General features: G+C 46.0%; 19 protein-coding genes. 7 read left to right on the top strand and 12 right to left on the bottom strand.

From position 1 onward, the window contains the following. Positions 1–408 precede the first annotated feature (408 nt). From PSE7367_RS08190 to PSE7367_RS20320, 3 genes are all read right to left on the bottom strand, one after another. The gene (locus PSE7367_RS08190) at positions 409–1,152 is read right to left on the bottom strand and encodes a TIGR00297 family protein (RefSeq protein WP_041698378.1); all 744 of its coding nucleotides are present in this window, start codon (positions 1,150–1,152) and stop codon (positions 409–411) included. 3 nt (positions 1,153–1,155) lie between these two features. After that, on the bottom strand, positions 1,156–1,707 hold the full coding sequence (locus PSE7367_RS08185) for a putative quinol monooxygenase (RefSeq protein WP_015164904.1): 552 nt from the start codon (positions 1,705–1,707) through the stop codon (positions 1,156–1,158). A gap of 84 nt (positions 1,708–1,791) precedes the next feature. Beyond that, positions 1,792–2,292: a putative quinol monooxygenase gene (locus PSE7367_RS20320; RefSeq protein ID WP_051037902.1), complete on the bottom strand. Its 501-nt coding sequence runs from the start codon at positions 2,290–2,292 to the stop codon at positions 1,792–1,794. 765 nt (positions 2,293–3,057) lie between these two features. Here PSE7367_RS20320 and PSE7367_RS08175 point away from each other — a divergent pair. Then, positions 3,058–3,420: a single-stranded DNA-binding protein gene (locus PSE7367_RS08175; protein ID WP_015164902.1), complete on the top strand. Its 363-nt coding sequence runs from the start codon at positions 3,058–3,060 to the stop codon at positions 3,418–3,420. Positions 3,421–3,598: 178 nt separating this feature from the next. On the opposite strand, the gene PSE7367_RS08170 is transcribed toward PSE7367_RS08175, so the two are convergent. Genes PSE7367_RS08170 through PSE7367_RS08160 form a run of 3 tightly spaced genes read right to left on the bottom strand, consistent with a single transcriptional unit; the run spans position 3,599 to position 5,426 of the window. Beyond that, on the bottom strand, positions 3,599–4,183 hold the full coding sequence (locus tag PSE7367_RS08170) for a zf-TFIIB domain-containing protein (protein WP_015164901.1): 585 nt from the start codon (positions 4,181–4,183) through the stop codon (positions 3,599–3,601). A 13-nt stretch (positions 4,184–4,196) separates the two neighbouring features. Further along, positions 4,197–4,790, bottom strand: coding sequence for an L-threonylcarbamoyladenylate synthase (locus PSE7367_RS08165; protein ID WP_015164900.1), 594 nt, complete (start codon positions 4,788–4,790; stop codon positions 4,197–4,199). A gap of 51 nt (positions 4,791–4,841) precedes the next feature. Beyond that, positions 4,842–5,426: a DUF2854 domain-containing protein gene (locus tag PSE7367_RS08160; RefSeq protein WP_015164899.1), complete on the bottom strand. Its 585-nt coding sequence runs from the start codon at positions 5,424–5,426 to the stop codon at positions 4,842–4,844. A gap of 1,046 nt (positions 5,427–6,472) precedes the next feature. Here PSE7367_RS08160 and rpoD point away from each other — a divergent pair. The 3 genes from rpoD to PSE7367_RS08145 all read left to right on the top strand — a co-directional run bounded on the left by rpoD (position 6,473) and on the right by PSE7367_RS08145 (position 9,133). After that, positions 6,473–7,711 (top strand): RNA polymerase sigma factor RpoD, encoded by a 1,239-nt coding sequence (rpoD, locus tag PSE7367_RS08155; RefSeq protein ID WP_015164898.1) that lies wholly within the window; start codon positions 6,473–6,475, stop codon positions 7,709–7,711. A gap of 15 nt (positions 7,712–7,726) precedes the next feature. Beyond that, positions 7,727–8,563: a hypothetical protein gene (locus PSE7367_RS08150; RefSeq protein WP_015164897.1), complete on the top strand. Its 837-nt coding sequence runs from the start codon at positions 7,727–7,729 to the stop codon at positions 8,561–8,563. Positions 8,564–8,668: 105 nt separating this feature from the next. Next, positions 8,669–9,133, top strand: a complete 465-nt coding sequence (locus PSE7367_RS08145) for a hypothetical protein (RefSeq protein ID WP_015164896.1) — start codon at positions 8,669–8,671, stop codon at positions 9,131–9,133. Positions 9,134–9,230: 97 nt separating this feature from the next. Here the strand turns inward: PSE7367_RS08145 and PSE7367_RS08140 are convergent, their stop codons facing one another. From PSE7367_RS08140 to PSE7367_RS08125, 4 genes are all read right to left on the bottom strand, one after another. After that, a complete protein-coding gene (locus PSE7367_RS08140) occupies positions 9,231–10,178 on the bottom strand; it encodes a GDP-L-fucose synthase family protein (RefSeq protein ID WP_015164895.1) in 948 nt (315 codons plus the stop codon). A gap of 19 nt (positions 10,179–10,197) precedes the next feature. Next, positions 10,198–11,271, bottom strand: coding sequence for a GDP-mannose 4,6-dehydratase (gmd, locus tag PSE7367_RS08135; RefSeq protein WP_015164894.1), 1,074 nt, complete (start codon positions 11,269–11,271; stop codon positions 10,198–10,200). Between the two features lie 910 nt (positions 11,272–12,181). Then, complete coding sequence (locus PSE7367_RS08130; RefSeq protein ID WP_015164893.1) at positions 12,182–13,360, bottom strand: polyamine ABC transporter substrate-binding protein; 1,179 nt, start codon at positions 13,358–13,360, stop codon at positions 12,182–12,184. A gap of 384 nt (positions 13,361–13,744) precedes the next feature. After that, the gene (locus tag PSE7367_RS08125) at positions 13,745–15,031 is read right to left on the bottom strand and encodes an ABC transporter ATP-binding protein (RefSeq protein ID WP_015164892.1); all 1,287 of its coding nucleotides are present in this window, start codon (positions 15,029–15,031) and stop codon (positions 13,745–13,747) included. A gap of 801 nt (positions 15,032–15,832) precedes the next feature. Between PSE7367_RS08125 and PSE7367_RS08120 the strand changes: the two genes are divergently transcribed. From PSE7367_RS08120 to PSE7367_RS08110, 3 genes are all read left to right on the top strand, one after another. Continuing rightward, positions 15,833–17,530, top strand: a complete 1,698-nt coding sequence (locus PSE7367_RS08120) for a GspE/PulE family protein (RefSeq protein ID WP_015164890.1) — start codon at positions 15,833–15,835, stop codon at positions 17,528–17,530. A 318-nt stretch (positions 17,531–17,848) separates the two neighbouring features. After that, positions 17,849–18,796, top strand: coding sequence for a glycosyltransferase family 2 protein (locus tag PSE7367_RS08115; protein WP_015164889.1), 948 nt, complete (start codon positions 17,849–17,851; stop codon positions 18,794–18,796). A gap of 386 nt (positions 18,797–19,182) precedes the next feature. Continuing rightward, positions 19,183–19,968 carry a hypothetical protein gene (locus PSE7367_RS08110; protein ID WP_015164888.1) on the top strand — a complete coding sequence of 262 codons (786 nt, stop codon included), beginning with the start codon at positions 19,183–19,185 and terminating at the stop codon, positions 19,966–19,968. Between the two features lie 34 nt (positions 19,969–20,002). Here the strand turns inward: PSE7367_RS08110 and PSE7367_RS08105 are convergent, their stop codons facing one another. Together PSE7367_RS08105 and PSE7367_RS08100 are read right to left on the bottom strand one after the other, a co-directional pair. Continuing rightward, the gene (locus tag PSE7367_RS08105) at positions 20,003–22,777 is read right to left on the bottom strand and encodes a M1 family metallopeptidase (RefSeq protein WP_015164887.1); all 2,775 of its coding nucleotides are present in this window, start codon (positions 22,775–22,777) and stop codon (positions 20,003–20,005) included. A gap of 171 nt (positions 22,778–22,948) precedes the next feature. Next, positions 22,949–23,983, bottom strand: coding sequence for a phytanoyl-CoA dioxygenase family protein (locus PSE7367_RS08100; RefSeq protein ID WP_015164886.1), 1,035 nt, complete (start codon positions 23,981–23,983; stop codon positions 22,949–22,951). Positions 23,984–24,789: the final 806 nt, after the last annotated feature.

Below are 24,789 nucleotides of genomic sequence, written 5' to 3'. Positions count from 1 at the left end.
GCTAGACATTCAATATTACTATTTACCCCATATTGCCACTTAATCACACTCATATTAATAGCATTCATAGTATGACATTGATTATCGCTGGCGATTCAGAAAGAGGCAAACTGATCAACCATATTTTCATGGCGATCGCCACTAAACCTACTTTGCCATCCCCCAAGCAGTTCAAATCTGGATTATCGCTATACCCTGGATATGGAGAAATACACCTAAATTCAAGGATCGCCACAATCAAGCTGCTAATTGCTAAATCGGTCTCAATATTAATTAGTGATTAGTTAGTGATGGTTTTAGCTATTAGTTAAATAGTTAAAAAGACCGCAAATACAATCTGACACATCATAACCTGGATGGAGTCTAGATCCCTAAACCAAGTGAATTTGCCCAATCAAACTTGCCTAATCAAACTTGCCTAATCAAACTTGCTAACAGTGATAGCAATACCGCCGCGATCGCCCCGATTGTAGTATTAATGCCATTAACTACCTCATTGGTAAGCCAATCCCACTTTGATTGTAAAGTTGCGCCAATCCAACTTTCCGCAGTGGTGGCAATCAGCGCCGCCAGCACACACCAGAGCAATTCAAGCGGCTGGCCAATTAGAGCTATGCCATAGGCGATCGCCGCAATGATCAGCGATGCCAAAACACCAGCTAAAGTACCCTCGAGGCTAACTGCCCCCTCGGTTCCAGCCGGCACCAACGAAAAGTTAGTAATCAAGATGGTGGTTTTGCCATAGGCTTTACCAATTTCACTGGCAGTAGTATCTGCTAACTTGGTGGCAATACTCGCCACATAGGCCAGCAACCAAAGCGGATTGGGTAGCAAAACATAGGCGATCGCACAAACTGCCCCCGTTGCCGCCGAACCCCAGAGATTTTCCGGCCCTCTGGCACCATCGCGTTTTTCCGCAATCCCCTTGGCGGTTTTAATGTCTTTACCCACAAAGGTAACTGCCGAGCCAATGATTAAATAGAGCACCATCAACACATAGCCACGCCACCCCAAGCAACCCCATAAAATAATTCCCAACCCCCAGGCATGAATAATGCCAGCGGTGGTAAGCACTTTTTTGGGTAGTGCTAGCGCGATGCCACCAATCACACTATTTAAGCCGATCGCAATTAGCCACTGGGTCATGCTCATAACCTAGAAACCCAACACAAAATCAGTGCCACGGATCGTGAAAACTCGACTGCTCACTGGCTCAGATACAAGCCGATCGAGCTGGGCCATAAATTCCTGGGCATGATCGGTGTCCAGGTGCTTATTGAGCGCCTTACGGCTCGACACTTCAATGAAAATCAAATATAGATCTTCGGTGTTGTGCTGTTTATAAAAATCATAGCTAAGAATGCCAATATCATCGGCGGCGAGTTCTTTGGTCTTGGTGGCGATCGCCATAAACGCAGCTTCATTCTCTGGCGGCACCTTGGCCATCACCGCCACCACGATCGGCAAGCCACTGAATGCCTGTTTAGTTTTGGTAACAGCCGCTCGATTGTTAATATCCTGATGGTTCAGCTCATATTCCAGTGGGGCTTGGGCGTTGACTATGCCAGGAATTAACGTCAGTATCCCTACACTAAAAATGCTAATCAATCCTTTCAGGCCAGTTTTAAGCAACATAGTTCTGGTGAATAATTGAATAGGGGATTGACGTGTAGATAATTCAGCCAGGCGATCGAAATTTACAGACATAGTTAATGGTCAACCTCAAGAAATTAACTTAATTTGATTTCCACGTAATCGACTCTAAAATCAGGCAATCATGCTCATGCCAATTTAATCCAGTACAAAATCAATGCTCTGCACTCGATAAACCTTAGTGCTTGGTTCCGAATCAACAAAATCGCCAAACCTGGCCAATAATCTAGCCGTATAATCTGCTTCTAGATGCACATCCAAAGATTTACGGCTTTTCCACTGCTCAAAGAAAATAAATGAATTAGGCTCGTTGGGGTCTTCAAACAGGTTATAGCTGATTACGCCTGGTTCTTCTTGGGTGCGGGCGATCGCTTCCTCGGCCAGGGCTAAAAAATCTTCGCGCTTTTCTGGCTTAATTTTGAATCTGGCGGCCAGGATCACCAATAAACCACTAAAGTTAGTCTTTTCAACTTGTTTGATTTTCTGATTTGATTGCGCTTGCGCTATTACTTCGGCATTGGCAATTTTTGCTACATTCAAACCGATCCCAAAACTAGAGGCGATCGCTAGACCTGCTGCCAAAATACGACGACGGCGATCGCAAACCTTACGAATTGGCGAGATAGATTTGTAATTCATAATTCTAGGCATATCTCTTACTTTTTCCTATCCTGTCCTTTCCTTAGAAACCATCTAGCCAATTGCAAAAAATAATAGTTAATCTAATGCGATTAGCGCACTTTATCCCCAAGCATAGAACGCTACACCAAGGCTGTCATGGTAGTAATCGCTCAATCCCTAGAACTGACTATGGATCTTACAAATCAGCGCAAATCACCAAACTGCTTAGCTAGTTGAATTGCACCCAACACTAAATTAAATAGCAATCAGGCTTAAGCATAATTGGGTAACTATAAACACTAGTCCATTAGTCCACGAGCTAGGCTTATAAGCTAGAACTAAGACTAAGCAATCATTGTCCCTTGTCCCAATTAAACCAACCTTAGCTGAAGGAAACTTGATCACAAGCTGAGTTAGCACTAAGCTATAGTCGCATTAAAATTAAGCGATCGCTAAGCTAATTGCCATAGTTAGCGTTAAAGCTAGTATTTTTCAAGTGAGGTATTGTGACAGATTGATATTAATCAGCAATATTTATAATCAGCAATATTTATACGTGATTGTGCTTGGTTGCAGCTATTTTGGATCTAGGCGATCGATCTTGATGTCAAACTTCATGTCAAAGGTTACAGCATGGCAGTCTCAACCCAGGCATTTGTGATTTTATTGGCTTACAATATCGCCAAAAATGGTAAAGTCATTAAAATTGATTTTTGAACTAATATTATTTGGCGGCTATAATTCTAAATATAAACGTACTTATTTTAGCTAGGTAACACAGTTATGAGCCTGAATTTGATCAATCTGGTGGGACGCACCGGTAGAGACCCAGATGTTAAATATTTTGAGTCTGGTTCAGTGAAATGTAGTGTTTCATTGGCAGTCGATCGGCGATCGCGCAATCGAGACGAACCACCGGATTGGTTTGAATTAGAAATGTGGGGTAGAACCGCTGAAGTCGCGGCTAATTATGTCAAAAAGGGCAAGCTAATTGGCATTACTGGCTCACTCAAGCTCGATCGCTGGCAGGATCGCTCCACCGGCGAAGATCGCCAAAAGCCAATTATTCTGGTCAATCGCTTGGAATTACTGGGCTCCCGCCGGGATAATGAGAATAGCGGCGGTGGTTATGATGATGATTTTTAATCTTTATGAGTTTATTTATTAGTTTATTAGTATTTATGCGATCGCCTCAGTGCTAGTTCAATCGAGGTGTTGGGCAAGTAGTAATAGTAATCTGACCGATTGGATCCATTGAATCCATTGAATCCATTGGCTATTGAGGCAAAAGAAGTTTCTTAAAGATGCACTAGCTACTATCTGCTTAGCTATTTAGGTTGAGATCTAAATACTTATCCCGATCGAACCGACGCATAATATATGCAGCCGCGAAGTCGCCATGCTCATGGCTTTCGATCGCATCAGTTAGTTTAAATAGCTGCTCGGCCAGGTCTTTGCCCAATTTCTCAATCACTGCCTGGCGTTCATGTTCTGTCTGCAACATCTCGCGCATCACAATTTGCCACTGACTAGAAAAGACATGGGGTAGTACCACGTGCAAATTTAGTTTTTTAATGGTTTCCCACTCACCGCGATCGAGCCACATGCCACCGCAACCAGCGCAACGCTCTAGATAAAAGGGCTGCTTGAGATCGATGCGAGTGCGAGCCAAATAGCTACCACATTCGGGGCATAGTCCTGCCTTGGCATCATACTCAGAGGGCTGGAATTCCAAATCAAAATCTAAACCCGATAGGGGCTTCTTTGGCTTCTCCTGCTGCGATCGCCAGGTTTCATAGTCATCCGCCGACAACCAATGCCCCTGACAACTTTCACAATGGCTACATTTGAGATCGCCATCTAATTTACTGGCAACTAATTCGGTGTTTTTTTGTTTGGGACAGCGCATAGATTCCGCTTAATTAAATTGCAATCTGGCCTTGCCGCCGCACCAACCAGCCAGAGTTTGACCATTCTATAACAGTCGAGGGTTGGCCGCTGCCTGTAACTATATTTGGATCATAGGTGTCAGGAATCTCGCCCAGCGCTAAAACCGTGGGAAATTGGGCGGCGATCGCAGCGGTTGTATCGATCGGCGCAGCACCACTAAGGTTGGCACTGGTAGTTAGCAAGGGGCCTGTCTGCTGCAAAATGGCGATCGCCACTGGATCAGCCGGAATCCGCATCCCGATCGTGGTCATATTCACATTCAAGCTCCGCCCCAATTCACTGGCGGGCAAAATAATTGTCAGGGCTCCTGGCCAATGCTTTTCTGCTAGCTGGGCAAATTTATCGATCGTCTGGGGCTCTAGGGCAGGATCAATAAAGCTCAAAAAATCAGTTAATTGCGCCGCCATTAAAATCAACGGCTTATGGCTGGGGCGATCCTTAAGTTTATAGATAGAACTAGCCCGATCGCCGATCGCTGCCAGTGCTGGCACAGTATCAGTGGGGAAACTCACCACCTGCCCCGATCTTGCCCCTGTCACCAAAGCTGCCATTGACACTAATGCCATAGGATTTAAGCTTCTATCTAATAATCAGCAATTAATATTAATTAATATCACCTAAGCCGCTTCACTACCCATGTCTCTGACCAGCTTAAGATCGACGACCTTGTCTTCTGGTTGAGTAAGATCGGCGACAATGCCAGGGCCAAAAAACTTAGTGAATTTTTCTTGCTTTTGCTGCCAAGTTTCCCAGCCGATCAATGGTGATTCAAACCGCAACACCAGGGTATAGGCACCATTGCGATCTGCTTGCTCCTGGGTTGCTGCCGCTTCTTCATAAACCCCCAACAAAACCGGGCGTTCTTGATCGGTGGGGCTCAAACCCAGTTTTTCTAGCACCACATCCAGATGGGCTTCAATCCCATAGCGATAGCGGGTCACATCCTTAAGAATTTGCTTTTGGGTATCGGTTGCCGTATCCTGGCGCAGTTGTGCGATCGCTGCCTTCGTTTCCTTAATAAACTGAGCTGGTTTAATTTCAGCGGATTTCAGCGCTAAGCCACCTAAGAGAATGGGAATGCCATAGAAAAACCCAATTAGATTTAAAGTAGAATTACCACTGACATAGGCAGCAAAGCCAATTACTGTGATGATCGTGCCCAAGACCAAGGCTAGCGAAGCCAGTGAAAATTTGCCAAGCATAATAAATTAAGTTAAGTAAACCCAGTCTAGACTAAAATAAGTGCCAAATTTCGACTGTTACGCCGTTATGCTAAACCGCGATCGTATTTTTTTAGCTACAATCTAGCAAGGAATAATACGAGAGTAGGATCACAAATCTAATTAGCACATATTTAAGACCGCACTTAACATATCAGCATATTGGCATTCCAACTTAATTAAGTTTGGCTAAGATTGGTGCAGAAACTGCCCTGAATCTGCAGTAAAAACTCCAACCAGAGCGCAACCAAATCAGGCATGCTAACGTTCAACGCAAAACAGGGCAAAATAAATGCTAACTATAATAGACAAACCGGGCTAGTTTATGCTTTATAACACCATTGCCACCGGTTCGTTAGCCAAAGTTGGCATTAGTTGTTTTACTGGTTGATTATTGTTGATGCTTTAGGTTAATCAGTTCTATCAAGTCGATCAAGATATTGATTGCCCTAATTGAACTGGTAAGGTGCACAGCCATTATGTCGATCGCATAAATCGCATAATTAGTCGGCAATTAACGATCGATTAATATTTACCGGTTCATGCATGACGTAAGCTATCAATCAAACTAGATGGCAAATATATGGTAGATAGAATTGAACTAGACATGATCTAGACATAGGAGCCAGACGCATTGGTTAGACTTGAGATCATGGGATCATGTAGCTTGATTACACCCAATCCTAAATTGATGAATTAGTTGTTTAATTCTTTGAATTTAGATATGTAGGTATATTGCAGGTATATTGATCGACAGATCTATAGCACCTTAGCCAAAACAAAACCAAGTCGATCGCTGCTATATTTGAGTGGTCGCTACAATAACAATGAAGTTTAATTAGTTAAGCTTAAATTAGTTAAACTAAACCTTGTCACTTTCACAATTTAAGCTATAGCCCTGAGCTTAAATAAACTATGCGCCAAGCCCTTAAGTTGAATTCACTGTTAATTGAATCTCTTTTTTAAGGTACGGCTCAAATTCAATCAAAACAGTCCAAACCGAAGTTACTAAGCTAGAGGAATCCGGCATGAGCAAAGCCATTACCACTTACTCAGACTCAGATGTTATAACTCCTGGCGATGACAAAGTTGAACAAGCCGCAGCCGCAAAGATCAATGATCTAGTTCATGATGATGGAGATAATATTCTTCACGTTGCTAAGGAGGATGATAATTCCGTGAGTACTGATAATGGCGATAAGGCTGCCCAGGCAGAAGCAGATGCGATCAGCGATGAGCAAGCAGCAACTCAAGCCAAAGCAGCTAAAAAAACTACCCGCAAACGGGCTACCCAAACCAAGAAGAAGCATTATACCGAAGACTCAATTCGCCTCTATTTGCAGGAAATTGGTCGGATTCGCCTCCTCAGAGCCGACGAAGAAATTGAACTAGCCCGTAAGATCGCTGATTTGTTGGAATTAGAGCAACAGCGCGAAGAATTAGCCAATGAGATGGGTTTAGATGATCCCGAAGAGGTCAGCGATTCCGATTGGGCGGTGAAGGTAGATATGCCGCTGCCCCGCTTCCGTCGCCGTTTGTATGAGGGTCGCCGCGCCAAGGATAAAATGGTGCAATCGAACCTGCGACTGGTAGTTTCGATCGCCAAGAAATATATGAATCGGGGTCTGTCATTCCAGGACTTAATTCAAGAGGGCAGCCTGGGCTTGATTCGTGCCGCTGAAAAGTTTGATCATGAAAAGGGCTACAAGTTCTCTACCTATGCTACCTGGTGGATCAGGCAGGCGATCACCCGCGCGATCGCTGACCAATCCCGCACGATCCGATTGCCAGTTCACCTCTATGAGACAATCTCGCGGATCAAAAAAACCACCAAGCTGCTATCGCAGGAAATGGGTCGCAAACCTACCGAAGAAGAAATTGCTACCCGCATGGAAATGACGATCGAGAAGTTGCGGTTCATTGCCAAGTCGGCGCAATTGCCAATTTCGTTGGAAACGCCGATCGGCAAGGAAGAAGATTCTCGTCTGGGTGATTTCATTGAATCCGATGGTGAAACCCCCGATGATCAGGTGGCCAAAAATTTGCTGCGTGAAGATCTTGAGAATGTATTGGGTACGCTCAGTCCCCGTGAACGAGATGTGCTGAAGCTGCGCTATGGCCTAGATGATGGCCGGATGAAGACCCTTGAAGAGATCGGCCAGATTTTTAACGTCACCCGCGAGCGGATTCGCCAGATTGAGGCTAAGGCTTTGCGTAAGCTGCGCCATCCTAATCGTAATAGTGTCTTAAAAGAATATATTCGATAGCGATTAGTTAGATAGATGACCAATATGTCTGACTATGAAATGCCCGTTGCCAAATTACTGGACTATGAACTCGACAATGAAAACGAAACCAGTAGTCTAGATTGGCCTGACTACGTTGATTTATTTCAATTAACCCTTGATCATGGTTCCGAGCTAATCAGAATGGCAACCGATCGGGAGCTTCAGGATGGCTGGGCTCCGATTCATGCCTGGCGATCGTTGGGGCAACTTGGTGCTGTTGAGGCGGTTGAGCCATTGTTGAACCTAGACGCAGATCACTTTGACTTTGAATATTGGGATTGGTATAGCGAAGAAATCCCTCAAGTAGTTGCTTTGATCGGGCCATCAGCAATTCCTAAAATCGGCAATGTGCTAGCAAATCCAACATCTGAGTGGAAATGGATCTCAGCAATAGACTGTGTAAAACATATTTATCAAAAACATCCCCAAACCCGCAGTGATTTAATTGGCATATTGCAACCATGCTTGGCAAACTTTGCGCAAAACACACCGGATTTCAATGGATTTTTAATTTCTGGTTTATGTGACCTAAAGGCAGTTGAGGCGGCTGAAACCATAGAACAAGCGTTTGCGGCGAAGGCGGTTGATTTAAGTATTGCGGGCGATTGGCTGGAGGTGCAAGTTGAACTGGGTTTAAAGAAAAGATCAGAAGTACCAATGCGTGGCTTTAGTGCCACAGAGGCGTTTGAGCTATCCAAAGAAGCGATCGCAATACGCAGGTTTGTTGAGCGCACAATGAATCGATCGCAACCCAAGGGTTTTGGCAGCAAAAATCAAGCGAGCCAGAAAAAAGTTAAGCAAACTAAGAAGGACAAGAAAAAGAAGAAATGAGTTTAATCCAACTCTAATGCCTTGCCTTGTCAGCCTGGAATGGCATGGCTATTGAACCAATAAATAATAATGCGGCTATGCGATCGACAGGAGAGAACAGAGAGTATGTTTATTTTTTGGTGGTGGTGGCTGGTTGTTAGCTGCGGCATTACGATCGCCTTTAGCCTGGGCATGGTACTTGCACCAGAACTATTGCATCAATTTTTTAATCAAGTGTTGTTTGCTTCCTCACAGTTGCCAACTGATTTTGACACCGCTGCAAATGACTATATTTTCCTCGTCTATGGGATTTTGGGCGCAGTTATGATCGGCGGCTGGATGATACCAATAATATTTATTCTGGTGGGTGCATTTCGGCATAAACAGAGATGGTCATGGTTGGCGATCGCCAGTTCAATTGGAATCTGGTTTGCGATCGATTCAGCCATATCGGTTATGTCTGGCTTTTGGCAAAATGCTGTCTTTAATGTGGTGTTTTTGCTGATGTTTATGATCCCACTGGTGGCTACCTATGGTGATTTCAACTCAGGCGAGCATAAAAATGCAAAAGGGCTGGAACAGGAAGCTTAATCCAGATCTCAGCCCATATTGATTTACTTGTTGATCTGTTGCTCGGTTAATTATTTGATCTACATTAGAGCGGAGGCAATCGCTGGATCGCCAATCACTACAACTCATCAGCATGTTGGCGATACCAATCGATCGTATTGCGCAAGCCTGTTTTAAAATCAACTTGCGCGGTAAACCCAAATGCCTGCTTAGCCTTCTGGGTATCGAGGCAGCGACGGGGTTGACCATTGGGCTTGTCGGTTTGCCAGACAATCTCGCCTTCAAATTCCATCAGCTCACAAATCAGCGTGACCAGGTCTTTGATTGAAATCTCAGAGCCAGTGCCCAGGTTAATTGGCTCCGGTTCTTCATATTTGGCCGCACCCATCACAATCCCCCGTGCCGCATCATCGGAATACAAAAACTCACGGGTTGGCGTGCCATCACCCCAAACTGGCAATTGGCGATCGCCCCGTTGTTGAGCCTCATAAACTTTGCGAATCAGGGCTGGGATCACATGGGAGCTACGCGGATCGAAATTGTCCTCAGGGCCATATAAATTCACCGGCAGCAGGTAAACACCCTTAAACCCATATTGCTGGCGATAGGATTGCAATTGCACCAACAAAGCCTTTTTAGCGATGCCATAGGGCGCATTGGTAACCTCTGGGTAGCCATCCCAGATATTTTCTTCCTTAAATGGCACCGGGGTTAAATTTGGATAGGCGCAAATTGTACCGACACAGACAAACTTTTCCACCCCTGCTTCATAGGCAGCATGAATTAACTGCGCGCCCATCATCAGGTTGTCATAGAAAAGCTCCGCTGGTTTTTCGCGGTTCAAGCCAATTCCACCCACATGGGCAGCCAAATGAATCACAATGTCTTGATCTTTGGCAGCTTGTTGGCAATTTGCCATCGTGCGCAGATCTAGATCACGCGATCGCGGTACTGAAATTAAGTCCTTGCTGGCTCCAGATTCAATCAGATTAGCGATCACTCGCTTACCTAAAAAGCCAGCGCCACCAGTAACCAGAATGCGTTTATTAGCCAAAGATGTAGTCATAATTATTAATTAACCCTAATTAACCCCAACTACTACCGATCGTGGCCTCGCGCAGAGTCGCCACATCCTTACTGGTGTTGCCATTGGCCGTGGGTAAACCCAACGCTTGCATATCTGCATCAACCATAATGCAAGCCAGATCACGGAAGGTGACCTTAGGTTCCCAACCCAGTTGTTGCTTGGCTTTGGTGGGATCGCCCAACAGCAGCTCTACTTCAGCGGGGCGGAAATAGCGCGGATCGATTTCCACATAATCCTGCCAGTTGAGGCCAACATACTCAAACCCGACTTCCAAAAACTCTCGCACTGAATGGGTTTCGCCGGTGGCCACCACATAATCATCTGGCTTTTCCTGCTGCAACATCAGCCACATTGCCTCAACATAGTCCTTGGCATAGCCCCAATCGCGCTTGGCATCCAGATTACCCAAATAAAGTTTCTTTTGCTTGCCGGCCACAATCCGGGCGATCGCCCTGGTGATTTTGCGGGTCACAAAAGTTTCACCCCGGCGCGGACTTTCATGGTTGAACAAAATCCCATTACAGGCAAACAGATCATAGGACTCGCGGTAGTTAACCGTTTGCCAATGGGCATAGACCTTAGCACAGGCATAGGGGCTGCGGGGATAGAAAGGTGTGGTTTCCGTTTGCGGAACTGCTTGCACCAGGCCAAACATTTCCGATGAGCCAGCCTGGTAATACCTCACTTCCTGGCCAGTGCGCTGCTGGAAATCGCGCAGGGCTTCGAGCAATCGCAACGTGCCCATACCCACCGTATCCACCGTGAACTCAGGTGCATCAAAACTCACCCGCACATGGGATTGTGCGCCCAGGTTGTAGATCTCATCTGGTTCCACCTGTTCAATGATCTTGCGCAGGGTCGTACCGTCGGTGAGATCGCCATAGTGCAAAAATAGCTTAGTGTCGCTTAGATGAGGATCTTGATAGATATGATTGATCCGATCGGTATTAAAGGTTGATGTACGTCTGATGATGCCATGTACTTCGTAGCCCTTTTCTAGCAGCAGCTCCGAAAGATATGACCCATCTTGTCCGGTAACACCCGTAAGCAATGCCTTTTTCTGTGCGCTCATATTTAGATTACTTGTTGTGTTCTTGATCAGATAACGGTTTTGTCTTTTGGCAGTCACCTGTGGCCGTAAATTTTGGTAGCATCACCGGCCGCAAGTAAAGTAACTGGTTGAAGCTTGAGTTGGATTTTTTAGATCAATATTCGTCAATATTCGGTGCAATCAAAGTTAATGCTAGGCCAACAACGCTAATTTTAGTAATGATGCAATTAGTCGGGTTCGTCAGTGATCGGGCTCAGTCTTTAACTTAGACTCAATCTTTAACTTAGATGTTAATACGATCGCCATGTTGCTGCGATTGCGACAAGATTGATTCTGCTTGACTCTTTGTACCTGAGCATATTTTAGCTATTCAATAGTTATTCAATTTTGCAAATTACCAGCTTAAGTTGATTTTGATCACTAGTTTCACTAACTTTTAGTAGATCCAATAGTAGATCCAACAGGTTCGATTGCTATGGCAAAATCGATCCAGGTTGTCGATCCGATATCCGATGATCTACTCAGGAGTCCTTGCCTACATCAACAACCTCAAACTCAACTCAACCAGTTGTAAATTAAGGTGATGACCTGGATTTAAATGGCTAACAGATTTAATTAGTGACATGATTGCCACAAAAAGAGCATAGTCTGGTGACAGTTGGCACAAGTCCGCAGTTATTGATTTTTGCGATCGAGATAGCTCCTGCTCAGTAATGCCAATCAAATTTACTGAACAACCTAATCTAGATGTTATAGCAAAAACCAGTCAAATTCCAGGGAAAAATTAGAGCCGACAGTAAGCTAATAGTGATAAATCCAGTATAAATGCTTAGAGCTTACCCACTGATAGCACTATAGCTGGCGATCGCTGATGCTAAGTTTGCCAAGTTTGCCAAGTTCAATCTTCAATAACTCAGCTTTACCAAACTAGCTAGCCCAGGCCAGTAGTAAGACGAGTCCAATATCCTTCATAAACTTGCAGAACTTCATCGGGCAATTTAACCAGGCGATCGCTCTTGGCCAAAATTTCGGCACTGGGCAACCAGGCTGGGATATCCTTTAATTCTTCCTTGATCTTGGGCAGAGCCGCTTTATTAGCAGTGCCATAGCTACTCTCTTCGCTCATCCGCGCCGCGATCTCCGGTTGCATAATAAAATCAATCCAGGCATAGGCAGCCTCTGGGTCGGGTGCAGTTTTCGGGATTACCACCGCATCAGTCCAGATCGAAGTGCCGCTAGCAGGCAAGATATATTTAATATCAGGGTTTTGGCGCACCGCATTCAAGCCATCACCGGAATAGGCCATGCTGATTAAATAATCACCAGCCATCAATGGCTCTGCCCAGGCATAGGTATCAAACTTAGAAACCGCTGGCTTGAGGTCTTGCAATCGCTCAAAGGCAGCCTGCAGCTCATCTCCATTATCTGAGTTATAGGAATAATTCAGCGTGTGTAGCGCCATTCCCATCACTTCACGGGGATCATTCAGCAATGTCAATCGCAGTCTGTCAATGTGCTCCCACATAAACTGCCAGTCTTCTGGCTCTGAGCCAATTTCTTCGATAATCGCAGCGCTGTTGTAGGCTAAGCCCGTTGTCCCTAAGCTCACGGGTAAGCTATAGGCGCTACCTGGATCATAGGAAGGGTCTAAGAATGCCTGATCCAGGTTTTCAAGGTTGCTTAACTTGTCTTTATCCAGCTCGGTGAGCAGATCAAGATCGATCATCTGGGTCACCATATAGTCACTGGGATAAATAATCCCATATTGAGCACTGTCCCCAGAAGCTTGCAATCGCGCCAGCATTACCTCATTGGAATCAAACGATTCACCCTTGACAGCGATCCCAGTTTCTTTGGTAAATTCCCGAAACAAATCTGGATCGGTGACATAATTAGCCCAGCCATAGAGATAGAGGGTGCGATCGCTCGAATTATTAACAGGTTCACTAGTTGGTGAAACGTTCGGATTATTAGGATTCGGATTATTCGTCCCAGGATCGTTAGGTGGCCCTGCACTAAACAAACCGCAGGAAGAAACAGTAGTCCCTGTTGCAAAGGCAGAAGCTGCATAGATCGAGTTTTTCAGGAATCTACGTCTAGAGGATCTCATAGGCGAGTGGTAGGGGTAGCTAGAAATTCAAGCACTCAAACAATGATTAGGCCGGGAAAAAAATACTAAAAATACTAAAAATACTCAAAGATACTAAAGATACAAAGATTTTCATCGCACCATTAACGCGGGCAGTTAATCCAGTTGATGGGGGTAAGCTACTATTTTAATTTTTCAATTTAATTCTTTAATTTAAAACACCTAATATTTACCTGCTCAGGGATGCCAGTTATGTCAGGTATGCATCGGTTCGCAGCCTACCACAATTAATATAATCAAGGATTGGCTGGCGATCAATGTCACAAGTCTATATCATCCGACGTTTCTAGGGCTAGTCGGCCAGACTAATTCAATCTAATTCGACCTAATTCGACCTAATTCGACCTAATTCGATCGCCGCATCACCAGACAATCGGCGGATGACCAATAGGCATAAACTTGGCTATCAAAATCAGCACTGGCAAAATCGGCACCATTATGATCATTACCCAAGTTATTACCCAAGTTACTGATCTTCCAATTGCCCGTCTGGATATTGAATTCAGGGGCACCGATCCCTTGCTGGGGCGATCGCGTCACGGTGATTTGTTTGGGCGACTTGTCTTTACCCAGATCAAGATCAATGAAATATTGGGAGCGATCGCCAAAATAGAGCATATTATTCAGCGTCCCGGTATAGCAATTGGGATATTGCGTTGAAGTTTCGAGTGGCTCCGTGCTGAGTCGAACTTTTTCCGGCCTGACACTAACTACCACTTGTTCAGCAGCAGAGCGATCGCCCCACCAATCTACTGGTTTGGCAGCAATTATTTTCAAGCCCTCGGCACTGGCCAGGATTAAATTCTGATCGTCTTCGCTCTCCACCTCACATTGAAATAAATTAGTATCACCAATAAATTCAGCCACAAATTCAGTGCGCGGTTGATTATAAATCTGGCTGGGAGTACCCACCTGCTCAATTTGACCTTTGTTGACTACGGCGATCCGACTGGAAATGCTCAGCGCCTCTTCTTGATCGTGGGTGACCATAATAAAAGTAGTGCCCAAATTGGCTTGCAAATTGGACAGTTCCACCTGCATTTGCTTACGCAGCTTCACATCCAACGCGCTCAGGGGTTCATCGAGCAAAATTACCGTAGGTTGATTAATCAAGGCTCTGGCCAGGGCAATCCGTTGCTGTTGACCGCCGGATAACTGATGGGGGCGGCGATCGCCCATTTGGTCTAGTTGCACCAACGCCAGCGCCTGGTTAACTTTGGCCTGGATCGTGGCGCGATCGACACCGCGCACCCGCAACCCAAATGCCACATTCTCCCAGATCGACATATGGCCAAACAGGGCATAGTTTTGAAACACCGTATTCACCGATCGGCGATGGGCAGGCACATAGGTCATCGGTTGACCTTCAATTAAAATTTCGCCAGCGGAGGGCTCTTCAAACCCAGCGATCAACCGCAACAGGGTGGTTTTACCACAGCCAGAAGGCCCCAAAATACTAAAAAACTCGCCTTTGCGCACTTGCAAGTCCACCCCTTGCACGGCCGTAAACGAGCCAAAAATTTTAAATACCTTGCGCAATTCCACATCGATCGTGGCATCCGGTGGGATCGCTGAGGTATCTTTTGCCGAGCCAGAAGCTAAATCAGATTGAGCAGGGGTTGGTTGAACCATAGTGATCGCTTGGTGAAAGGCTGGATTGATAACTAGACTGAATCGTTAGAGCGGGGCTAATGCTCAAGTCAGGATGTGAAGTGAGTATGTGATTACTTTATCGCTGACTTTACCAAATTTTGCAAGTTAGATTAGATCAGATTAGCTTGTACACCTTAACTGCTTGTATTAACGCTTAGGGGGCTTGGGGGCTTAGAGGCATTCAGCATTTATCGGCCAAATCTACTACAACTAGATCACCCAACTTGAATTTCAGGGCATAGTTATATTAGGGACTTATTAATAGACTTAAATTTAATAGGCTTAATTTAATGGACTTATTGCCGCAATCCGCAAATAGGATCAGAAAATGGCAGCCGATCGCAGCCAAAATCCTGATTCTCGATTGCTAAAAATTGGTGCAAGCTTGGGCTTTGGCAAAAGTTCTGATCAAAAACACAATCTGTGACTAAGCTCATAGCAAGAATTTAAATCAGAATCTAGACTGGGGTAGCTAGAACTTGATGCCAGGTTCTAGCAATATTTAAGCCTATTCTCAGCAAATTGAACCGATACAAGCCTAAACTAGTTAAATTGGTTCGGGAAGCATTGGCTAAATTAGCACTTTCGCTTATGATGCGCCCAACTGTTGTAACTGTTGTAAGGGAGCCTGGGTTTGCACTAATAATTTGCACTAATAAATAATTAAATAATAAACATAGCGATGGGAACGGCAATTTGACTGTTTAAGCCCCAGTCAAAGTTCATCGTCACTAGATTTAGATCACATCGATCGTAATTACATTTAAAGTAGGGGATCTCATGCAATCATTGGTAGCACTCAAATCAGTCTGGAGAATGTTGAGGGACAATGAACTGGACTCATGTGAGGCTGCCCTGGATCTTCTGGTTGATAAGCACGGCATGTTGCGGATTGAGTTGCTAGATGCAGAGCTAAACTATCGTTTTTTCCGTGAGTTTGGCGATCGCAGCGCACTGCCCCCGGTGATCCCGCTCCTGCTATGGCGCAGTTGTTTCTATCTGGCCTGTCCCCACGAGTTGCCCGAAGCATGGGTCAAAAAAATTGGCGATCGCACCCTCACTGAAGTTAAGGCGATCGAAATATCCCAAGACAGCTATAAAAGCTGGTTTCGCCGCCAGAATATCCCTGACCCAACCAAAATTGACTCCACGCCAATGGTCAATCCCCTCACGGGCGAGACCGAACAGGCCGACATTTGTGAAATCACCGAGCTATATCTATCGCAGGCAGTCAACCAAACCCGACGCATCAATGCTTTGATTTCGGTAGCGCTGCAAAACCGCGCCAGTGATATTCACTTGGAACCAACCCCAAAGGGATTGCGGGTGCGTTATCGGATTGATGGCATCCTGCGCGATATCAAGGTGATGGCGCTGGATATCAGCCGCAAAATCATCGTGGCGCTCAAAGTAATGTGCGACATGGATATTGCCGAAAGCCGCCGCCCCCAGGATGGTCGGATCGGCCGGGAATATACCTCCGATGAAATTAACAGCTCCCTCGATATGCGGGTAAGTACGTTGCCCTGCGTGGGGGGTGAAAAGGCGGTGATTAGATTATTGCCACGCGAAAACCCCTTCACCGATCAACTCGATTGTCTCGGCTTTTCTGCCAAATCCCTCGACAGCTATCGCAATTGGCTAGGACAACCCCAGGGTTTGATTATTATGACTGGGCCGACTGGGTCTGGCAAAACCAGTACGCTCTACACCAGTTTGCAATTGCTGGCCACTGAGCATGTAAATGTGGTGACGGTGGAAGATCCGGTGGAATATGTATTACCGAATATCACCCAAACTCAGGTGAATGAACCAGCCGGAATGACATTTGCAGCGGGTTTACGATCGATTCTGCGTCAAGACCCTGACATCGTGATGGTGGGGGAGGTGCGCGATCCAGAGACAGCGGAAACAGTAGTACGGGCAGCCCTAACTGGTCACCTGGTACTTTCAACCATGCACACAAATGATGCCGCTAGTGCGATCCCGCGCTTGAAAGATCTTGGCCCCGATCCTGGCCTGATCAGTGATGCCCTGCTGGGGATTGTGGCACAAAGGCTAGTGCGTAAGGTGTGTCCCCACTGCGCCGAGCCTTATGAGCCTACGATCAGAGAATTAAAATTACTGGGGCTAGAATCAAGTCGGGTTCCTCTGGACAACTGGCAAAAGGGTCGCGGTTGCGATCGTTGTTTTCGCAGTGGTTTCCTGGGGCGCGAGGCGGTGGTAGAAATCATTGATGTGGATGACACGATGCGGGAGCTGATCTATGAAGGGACACTCACCCAGATGAAGCGTTATCTGAGTAGCATTGATTTCCCCTCGTTCCGGAAAGCGGCGATCACCAAGCTGATCAATGGCGTAACCACCACCGAAGAAGTATTACGGGTGCTACCGCGTAGTGCTCTGGTGCGTAAGTCTAGTTCGGCGAAGGCGGTTAAACGAGCAGCTTTGATCAAGGCGGTTAACGCCAGTTCCTAAATTGTTTGGCTGAAATTTGCTGATTCAACCTTGACTGGGAAATGTCATTGCAGCGGATCGGCTCAGGATAGGATTGAGCAGACCGGCTCGATCGAGGATTTTAGGATTCAGGCAAGAGGTTTAATCGCTGATTTGCTAAACTGGCGGTGCTTGGTTATTTAACCCCTGATCGTTAGACTCAACTAATCAGCAACGGTAAAGTAATAGCGATCGATTAGGGTAACCAGGCTAACTCCGCTTTATGGATGTGATGCCAGAATTACAGCGATCTATGTCTGAATCAAGATCTGAATCAAGCGCAGATTAAAGGCTAAGCCAATGACAACTAACTCCCCCATTGAGAGCAAACCGCTTAACATTGTTGCCATTATCCTTACATTCAACTCCCAGGAGGCGATCGCCCAGGTAATTGAATCATGCCAGGGATTAGTTTCCCGTGTTTTTGTGGTTGATTCATTTAGCACCGACAACACGATCGAGATTGTTGAATCCCTTGGCTGTGAACTGGTTCAACATAAATTTGCAAACTATTCCCAGCAACGCAACTGGGCTCAGGCCAATGCGAACCTGGAGCCGGATGATTGGGTGTTGCACCTTGATAGTGATGAGATGCTCTCGCCGGAATTGGCCAAGGCGATCGTTCAGGTTAAAGCCACTTACCATGCCACCAATCAGGATGTGGAAGGATATTTGATGCAGCGGCTTTCCTATTTTTTGGGACAGCCGATCAAATATGGCCACATTAACCCTAGCTGGCATTTGCGCCTGTATCGAGCCGATCGGGGTTTTTGTGAGGAGCGACTCTATGATCAACATTTTGTGGTGCCCGGTAAAACTCAAAAACTGGAGGGTTTACTGCTGGATTTGCAGCTAACCACAATCGAGCGGTGGACGGCAGCCCACAATCGCTGGTCGAGTGCGGAGGCGATCGAGCAAATTAAGCAATGGCAAGGCCAGGTTGAGCAAGATGGCGATCGGGTCTTGTCGGGTAAGCTGCTCAGCACCGATTGGCGGATGCAAAAGCGCTGGGTGAAGAACAATGTCTGGAAGCGGGTGCCGTTATTCTGGCGCAGTTTTATTTTCTTTTTCTATAGCTATTTTCTGCGCCTGGGTTTCCTCGATGGCAAGGCTGGCCTGGTTTACCATGTGCTGCAAGCTTTTTGGTTCAAGTTTTTGATTGATGCCAAAATCCTAGAAATTCAGCTCAATCAACAAGAGCAAGCAGGGGATCAGCAAGTTGGCGATCGCCCTGTGAAATCAGTCTGATCAGAATATCTGACACAATACCCCTACTACCTCAACCCTAGCGATGCCAATAGTTTAACCAATGGGGACTAGAAATAACCAGGCTGAGATTGGGTAAAATTAGGCTAAGTGGGCTTTCTAGGATCACTCAATAATTTAAAGCTTGGTACTAAGCAATGCGATCGCCCTAGCTAACAAGAAGTTGGGATAGGGGAATTATTAGCTAAACTGAACTACTGGCGGAAGCGAAAAGATACGGTTGGGACAAAAACTGTTATAGCCATGCCTAAGCTGAAAATCTAAATGCGATCGCTGGGCTAGAAAGCCAGTAACGCCATATAAAATCTAATTGGGTAGGGATAACAAAAATTGCGTATTTATTTTTAAGCATTACTTGAGGTTGGCATATGCTTAGTAAACATCAGAATATAATTGCGATCGAATCGATCGCCCAGGTTAACCCATCTACAAATGTGGGTAATCTCACCAAGCCATTACAGAATTCACCAGGGGTCATTTTTTTACTGCTATTAATTGGCACCGCGGCAGGAAGCAGCGTCTATAACCACCTGAAGCTGCGCAAGCTCCAACGCAAACTGAAAATTGAAAAACTTAAGACCCATGACCTGGGCAAAAAACTAAAAATTGCGATCAACACCATTTCTGATTTTGAGCGGAATCCTGACCTGATTCATTCCCGCGAATTTAACCTGGATTACCTGGGCATGCGGATGGATGAGGAAGTTTTCCGCAATGTGGTTATGGCGCAAATCAAGCAACATCTGCGCCGGAGTGTGACCGCCGCCCTATTGCCGCCGCCGATCGAATCAAAGGAAAAAAATGGCGTGCGCCAGGTGGATGTAACCTTTGCGGTAAATTATACGCTGGGTCAGGAAGATACCACCATCCCCAGGGTGTTGTTCAGAATTCAGGTTAAGCTAGCGAAAATTCCGCATCAGTCTACGAATAAGACAATCAAAGACCTGGAAGAAGCGCTAGCAAACTTTGTGATCGCCACCGATGAGAATCGCAACTGGCAACCCACGATCCAGGGTCGAATCGCCAACATTAGCTGGGATCAAAAGGCCAAACCCACCCCTTTGCTGGTGCTTGAGCAAACCAACGAGGGCTCGAATGTGATCTTCCGTCCTCGCCGCCTGGTGCCCTCGAACCGCAAGGCCACTTCAGTTTAGCGGCTCTATTAAATCAAACCACTACTTAGACTAATTAGGTGACCGATGTATCACTATTTTTGCTGTTGGTTTTAGCTTCGATCGCCTCCAGTCTGCTGCGTAGCTTCTGGTTATCTTTTTTCAACTGCTCCAACTCATCGCGTAACTCCTTCAGGCCAGCATCCTTACCGATCGCTTTTTGTACCTTCTGGATTGCTTCCTCGGCACGACGCTTAACCCGAGCATCGGGCGATTGATCGGCAATCTCACGCAGAACCCGAATCGCGGCTGGGCTATCAATTTGCGCCAGTGCCCCCACTACGGCCACCTGGGTCAAGAAAAATGACTCCTTGGCGATTATTTGCAACCGATTTAATATTTGGGTGGTTTTGGGCTTGGTTTGGGACTTGCCCATTGCCCCTAGGGCCCGAATTGCACTCAATCGCAATGGTTGCGGTACATCTGGGGCGGTATATTGACTCACCAAGGCCAGCGCTTGATCGGAGTCTTTAAGCTTGGCCAGGCCAGCGATCGCCCCCGATCGTACCACTTCATTCCAGCCAGCTTTTTCCTTGAGGGTGATTTGCAACAGCTTAATAATTTTATCGGGCTTAGTATTATTAGTATCAGGGGATAGGGCTGCCGCGATCGTCCCCAGGCAACTGGCCGCCGTTGCCTCAACCCGATAGCTGGGATCACCTTTTTTCAAGAAGGGCTTGATTAAATCCAGCACTTCAGGGGTTTTTGTCTTAGCCAGGGCATTGATCACGGCGCGCCGTACCTTGGCATTCTCATCGGCTAGACCTTTTGCCAATGCTGCTGTGGCCTGTTCCAGATTGATTTTTGCCAGCGCTGCCGCCACTTCCACACGTACCCCCCAGAAAGGATCGCTAATCAGGGCTTGCTCTAGGGCATTGACCGCTTCCAAACTGCCTTTTTTGGCGATCGCCTCCGCTGCCTGAATCCTGGCTAGTGGATCGGGGTTATAGTTTAATCCGGCCTTGAGTTCCGCCAGGTTATATTCCAAGCTAACGGTTTTAAGATAGTTATTCTGGTGGTCAAAGCTAATGAAACCAGGCTTGCGATCGAGCGGGAAATAGAACGATTGCTCCTTCTCAAATATCCGCACTGTAAAGGTTTTTAGCTCGACTGCTAGATTTGGATTTGCTTCTGTGCTTACGGCCTTGCTAGCAGCCTTAGTTTTCTTGCCCTTTGATCTGGTGGTCTTAGTTGCTTTATCCTTATGCGTTTCGGGGATCATGCCAAAGGCGATCGGCAATTTTAGATCAAACAACTCATCCTGGGTCTGGTTCACAGTCACTTTTGCCAGTTTATTCTGATCATCCCAGCTATAGCTAAGCTTATATTCGGGATGACCGCCCCGGAATACATATTGATCAAACAGAGCCAGACAGTTCTTGCCTGTGGCCATTTCGATCGCCCGGAGTAAATCTATTGTCTCGACGGTCTTGTGGGCATTGGTTTGCACAAAGGTATGGATTGCGCGCCAGAACAATTCTTCACCCAATTCAGTGCGCAGCATATGATAGACCGCACCGGCTTTTTCATAGAGATGGCGATCGTATAATTCAATCGCTTCACGGTAAATATGGGTGACGATCGGGCGGCGATAGCGCTCCGCATCCTCGGCAAAGTAGCTGCGGGCTTCACCCAGGCGATAATAGGCGGCCTCATCCGCGCCATATTCTTTCTCTGTCCACATCACCTCGGAATAGGTGGCGGCTCCCTCTTTGATCCAGGCATGGGACCAGTGCTTAATTACTACCAGATCGCCAAACCATTGATGGGCTAGTTCATGAACTACCAGGCTTTCGGCACGACTATCATCGATCGCGGCGCGCTCATCAATTATGCAGCGATCGGTTAGCAGCGTGGTGGAAGTATTTTCCATGCCACCAAAAATAAAATCCGCCACACAGACCTGGGCATATTTGGGAAAGGCATATTCATAGCCATATTTTTCGCTGAGGAACTCCAGCATTTGCGGCGTTTTGCCCATCGTGCGCAGGGCATCTTCTTTACTCACCGACTTATCAACATAGTAAGTGACTTGCTTACCGCGCCATTCGTCCTTGATTTCCAGAAAATCACCCACCGCCAGGGTCATTAAATAGGTGGGATGTACTTGCTTTTGATGCCAGTGATAGGTTTTAGTTTTGCCTTTGGCTTTATTAGCTTTGTTAGCTTCTGTATTGACTAACTCACCATTGGAGATCGCAAACAGGTTTTCTGGCACCTTGACTTTGATTTCCGAGGTGGAAAGCTGGCCAGGATAGTCAAAGCAGGGAAACCAGAACCGCGAGTCTTCATCTTCGCCCTGAGTCCATACCTGGGTGGGTTTGTTGGGTTCATGCTCGGTGGGCAGAATAAAATAAATACCCCGTTGCGGCTGGATCACGGCATAGTCGATCGCCAGGGTAATTGGCTTTCCGGCGCTGGTTGGTTCGGTTAATTTAACCGTCAAAAACTCACCATCATAGTCATAGGTTTGGGCTTGCTTGCCGATCGCTACTTTTTTGATCTGCAAACCCACCGCATCCAGAGTAAGAGTGCTTACACCATTGCGAATGGGATTGAGCCGAATTTGGCAAGTGCCAGAGATCGATCGATTGGGGATGTCTAGCTCCAAGTCCAGGGCAATATGCTCCACCTGGCCAGGGCGATCGGGGTTGTAATGTGGCTTTGCCCCTGGCAGTTGAAATGATTTATGTTTTTTCTTTTTTGCTTGATCGGTATCTAGGCCGATCGCTTCACCGACCGTGCCCAAAACTTGATCATCTAATTTATCTGCCAAATGCGCCTTGCCCATATTTACCAACTATTAATCTAACTATTGAATCTAATTGTTAACCTTTTATTAACCTTAAATCCCTAAACTTAATTCTCAAACCAGGTATTACTCATCCCCTGTCAACCTAGTTTATCCCGATCTTAACTGGCAAAATGTCGCCAATGGATAGGATTAAGCGATCGAGATTAGTTAGCGGGTAACTAGTTTGATCACCACTTTTTTAACTGCCTTAAATGCCTGGGGGAAACGGGTTTCTAGATTAAACACCTGCCTATTCAGCCACTTTTCTTGGTCTTTGGGGCAGTTAACTTGAAAAGCACCAATTTGCTTGAGCTTAAGCTGGCGATCGCGGGTTTGGAATTGCAAAAAGCCAGTCGAGCTGGGGATTAAATGCGCTGTCATCGAGCTACGCGAAAACTGCGGTTGAGCCGTTTGTAAGCTGCCGTGAATGGTTTTTGAGTTCCAGAACAACACATCGCCCTTACGCAACGCAGGGGCGTGGCATTCCAGTTTATATTTATCGATCACATTAATCACCAATTGCTTATAGCGCTCATGGCTGAAGGCAATGTCAAAATCACCACCATTTTTAGCCATATCGATTTTGTGGCTACCAGGATAGACATAAAAACGCCCTGCCCCCGGTTGAATATCTTCCAGGGCGATCCAGGCGGCGGTTAGTCGGCCAATCTCACTGGCATCGAGGTAATAGGAGTCCTGATGCGCCCAGGTGGCCGGATTCCCTTCAAAATACATACTCTGCACAATGATGCCCAGTTCCCCCAGAATCATTTGCGCCGCATCGTACATATGCTGGTGGGTAATCACATCCAGGCTGGCTTGCTTAAACTCAGCCAGGGCCGGATCGCCCAAGTCTTGCACATTCAAGATCGAATTGAGCAGATAGCCATTGTCGCTAAAGCGATTTTTCTCAGCATCACCGGATGAGGTTTGCCGATATAAATGTCCCTGATAGGGCTTGGCTTGTTGCTTATAGGCGGCGATCGCCCGATCGCATACCTCGTCTGGCATGATCCCCCGTAACACCACATAGCCATGCTGATCATAATAATCACGAATTGCCGCCGGATCTTGCGCTTGCTGCAATTGCTGTAATTCCAAGTAGGGATCGGTGGCATCATCAACCCGAATCGGGATCTGGATCTGCTTGCCGTCAGGGGCTTCGATCGGGAAGGTGTTTTCTTCGGTTGCGTTTCCTAACATATTTTGCTTGACCTTACTTGAGCATGTTGATCGTGAATCGTGATCTTCTACAACTTAACTTATACGCCATTTAACTTGTACGCCATTTAAATATATGGCTGATGCGATTGAATCTAAGGGTTATAGCTGTTTTGGGGTAAAGACTCTATCAATATTTAGGTAGTGGTATTTAGGTAGTGATATGGAAGTGGGGATTAGATTCCTGGTCGATTGGGTTTTAGCTATTCCAAATATCATAGCTAAGCATTTCTAATTCTGGCAGAACTAATCAAATATTGAGCAAAAGGTAGTTGTTAGTTGAGTTACAAACAGTATGGTTATGGCGGCCATAAATCGCTAGCGATCGAATTAAAACCCACCTAATCTGCAAATTACCAACCAAGCCTATAGAATAAGCCAAGATTTCCAGTAGCGATCGATATTGTCTACTTTTTTAAGATCGTTTTTAAGATCGTTGTGCAAGCTCGCTGATTAGAACTAATAATTTAGAACTAATAATTTAGAACTAATAATACAGTCGCTAACTTAGCAGTAATTCAATAATTAGATTCGGTATGGTGAGATGACAAATCAATATGATGTAATTAGCCTTAGTTGGTCAGGTTGAGATTGAGATCGAGATTGAGTATGTGGTCATAGACATTGGGCTTGATCACCCGATCAAGATCCGCTGACATAAGTTTGGCATATACTTGGCTAGCTGCACCGACTATGCTCAGAGCTATTTACTCTCATTATGCTTGTATTGCATTTGCATCACATTCGCATTGCACTGAAGTAATTCTTGCTCAATCCTTGTAAAACCT

It is taken from the genome of Pseudanabaena sp. PCC 7367 (genome assembly GCF_000317065.1).
GTDB lineage: Bacteria > Cyanobacteriota > Cyanobacteriia > Pseudanabaenales > Pseudanabaenaceae > Thalassoporum > Thalassoporum mexicanum.
The sequence above is the reverse complement of the archived record's forward strand: the minus strand, read 5'-3'. Positions and strand labels throughout refer to the sequence as shown.

Excerpts from the sequence above, each read along its gene's own strand:
- PSE7367_RS20320 (WP_051037902.1), bottom strand. The coding sequence starts at position 2,292 with ATGAATTACAAATCTATCTCGCCAATTCGTAAGGTTTGCGATCGCCGT.
- PSE7367_RS08160 (WP_015164899.1), bottom strand. The coding sequence starts at position 5,426 with ATGCTTGGCAAATTTTCACTGGCTTCGCTAGCCTTGGTCTTGGGCACG.
- PSE7367_RS08125 (WP_015164892.1), bottom strand. The coding sequence starts at position 15,031 with ATGGTTCAACCAACCCCTGCTCAATCTGATTTAGCTTCTGGCTCGGCA.
- PSE7367_RS08120 (WP_015164890.1), top strand. The coding sequence starts at position 15,833 with ATGCAATCATTGGTAGCACTCAAATCAGTCTGGAGAATGTTGAGGGAC.
- PSE7367_RS08130 (WP_015164893.1), bottom strand. The coding sequence starts at position 13,360 with ATGAGATCCTCTAGACGTAGATTCCTGAAAAACTCGATCTATGCAGCT.
- PSE7367_RS08175 (WP_015164902.1), top strand. The coding sequence starts at position 3,058 with ATGAGCCTGAATTTGATCAATCTGGTGGGACGCACCGGTAGAGACCCA.
- PSE7367_RS08185 (WP_015164904.1), bottom strand. The coding sequence starts at position 1,707 with ATGTCTGTAAATTTCGATCGCCTGGCTGAATTATCTACACGTCAATCC.
- PSE7367_RS08190 (WP_041698378.1), bottom strand. The coding sequence starts at position 1,152 with ATGAGCATGACCCAGTGGCTAATTGCGATCGGCTTAAATAGTGTGATT.
- PSE7367_RS08110 (WP_015164888.1), top strand. The coding sequence starts at position 19,183 with ATGCTTAGTAAACATCAGAATATAATTGCGATCGAATCGATCGCCCAG.
- PSE7367_RS08140 (WP_015164895.1), bottom strand. The coding sequence starts at position 10,178 with ATGACTACATCTTTGGCTAATAAACGCATTCTGGTTACTGGTGGCGCT.
- PSE7367_RS08150 (WP_015164897.1), top strand. The coding sequence starts at position 7,727 with ATGACCAATATGTCTGACTATGAAATGCCCGTTGCCAAATTACTGGAC.
- PSE7367_RS08165 (WP_015164900.1), bottom strand. The coding sequence starts at position 4,790 with ATGGCATTAGTGTCAATGGCAGCTTTGGTGACAGGGGCAAGATCGGGG.
- rpoD (WP_015164898.1), top strand. The coding sequence starts at position 6,473 with ATGAGCAAAGCCATTACCACTTACTCAGACTCAGATGTTATAACTCCT.
- PSE7367_RS08100 (WP_015164886.1), bottom strand. The coding sequence starts at position 23,983 with ATGTTAGGAAACGCAACCGAAGAAAACACCTTCCCGATCGAAGCCCCT.
- PSE7367_RS08105 (WP_015164887.1), bottom strand. The coding sequence starts at position 22,777 with ATGGGCAAGGCGCATTTGGCAGATAAATTAGATGATCAAGTTTTGGGC.
- gmd (WP_015164894.1), bottom strand. The coding sequence starts at position 11,271 with ATGAGCGCACAGAAAAAGGCATTGCTTACGGGTGTTACCGGACAAGAT.
- PSE7367_RS08170 (WP_015164901.1), bottom strand. The coding sequence starts at position 4,183 with ATGCGCTGTCCCAAACAAAAAAACACCGAATTAGTTGCCAGTAAATTA.
- PSE7367_RS08115 (WP_015164889.1), top strand. The coding sequence starts at position 17,849 with ATGACAACTAACTCCCCCATTGAGAGCAAACCGCTTAACATTGTTGCC.
- PSE7367_RS08145 (WP_015164896.1), top strand. The coding sequence starts at position 8,669 with ATGTTTATTTTTTGGTGGTGGTGGCTGGTTGTTAGCTGCGGCATTACG.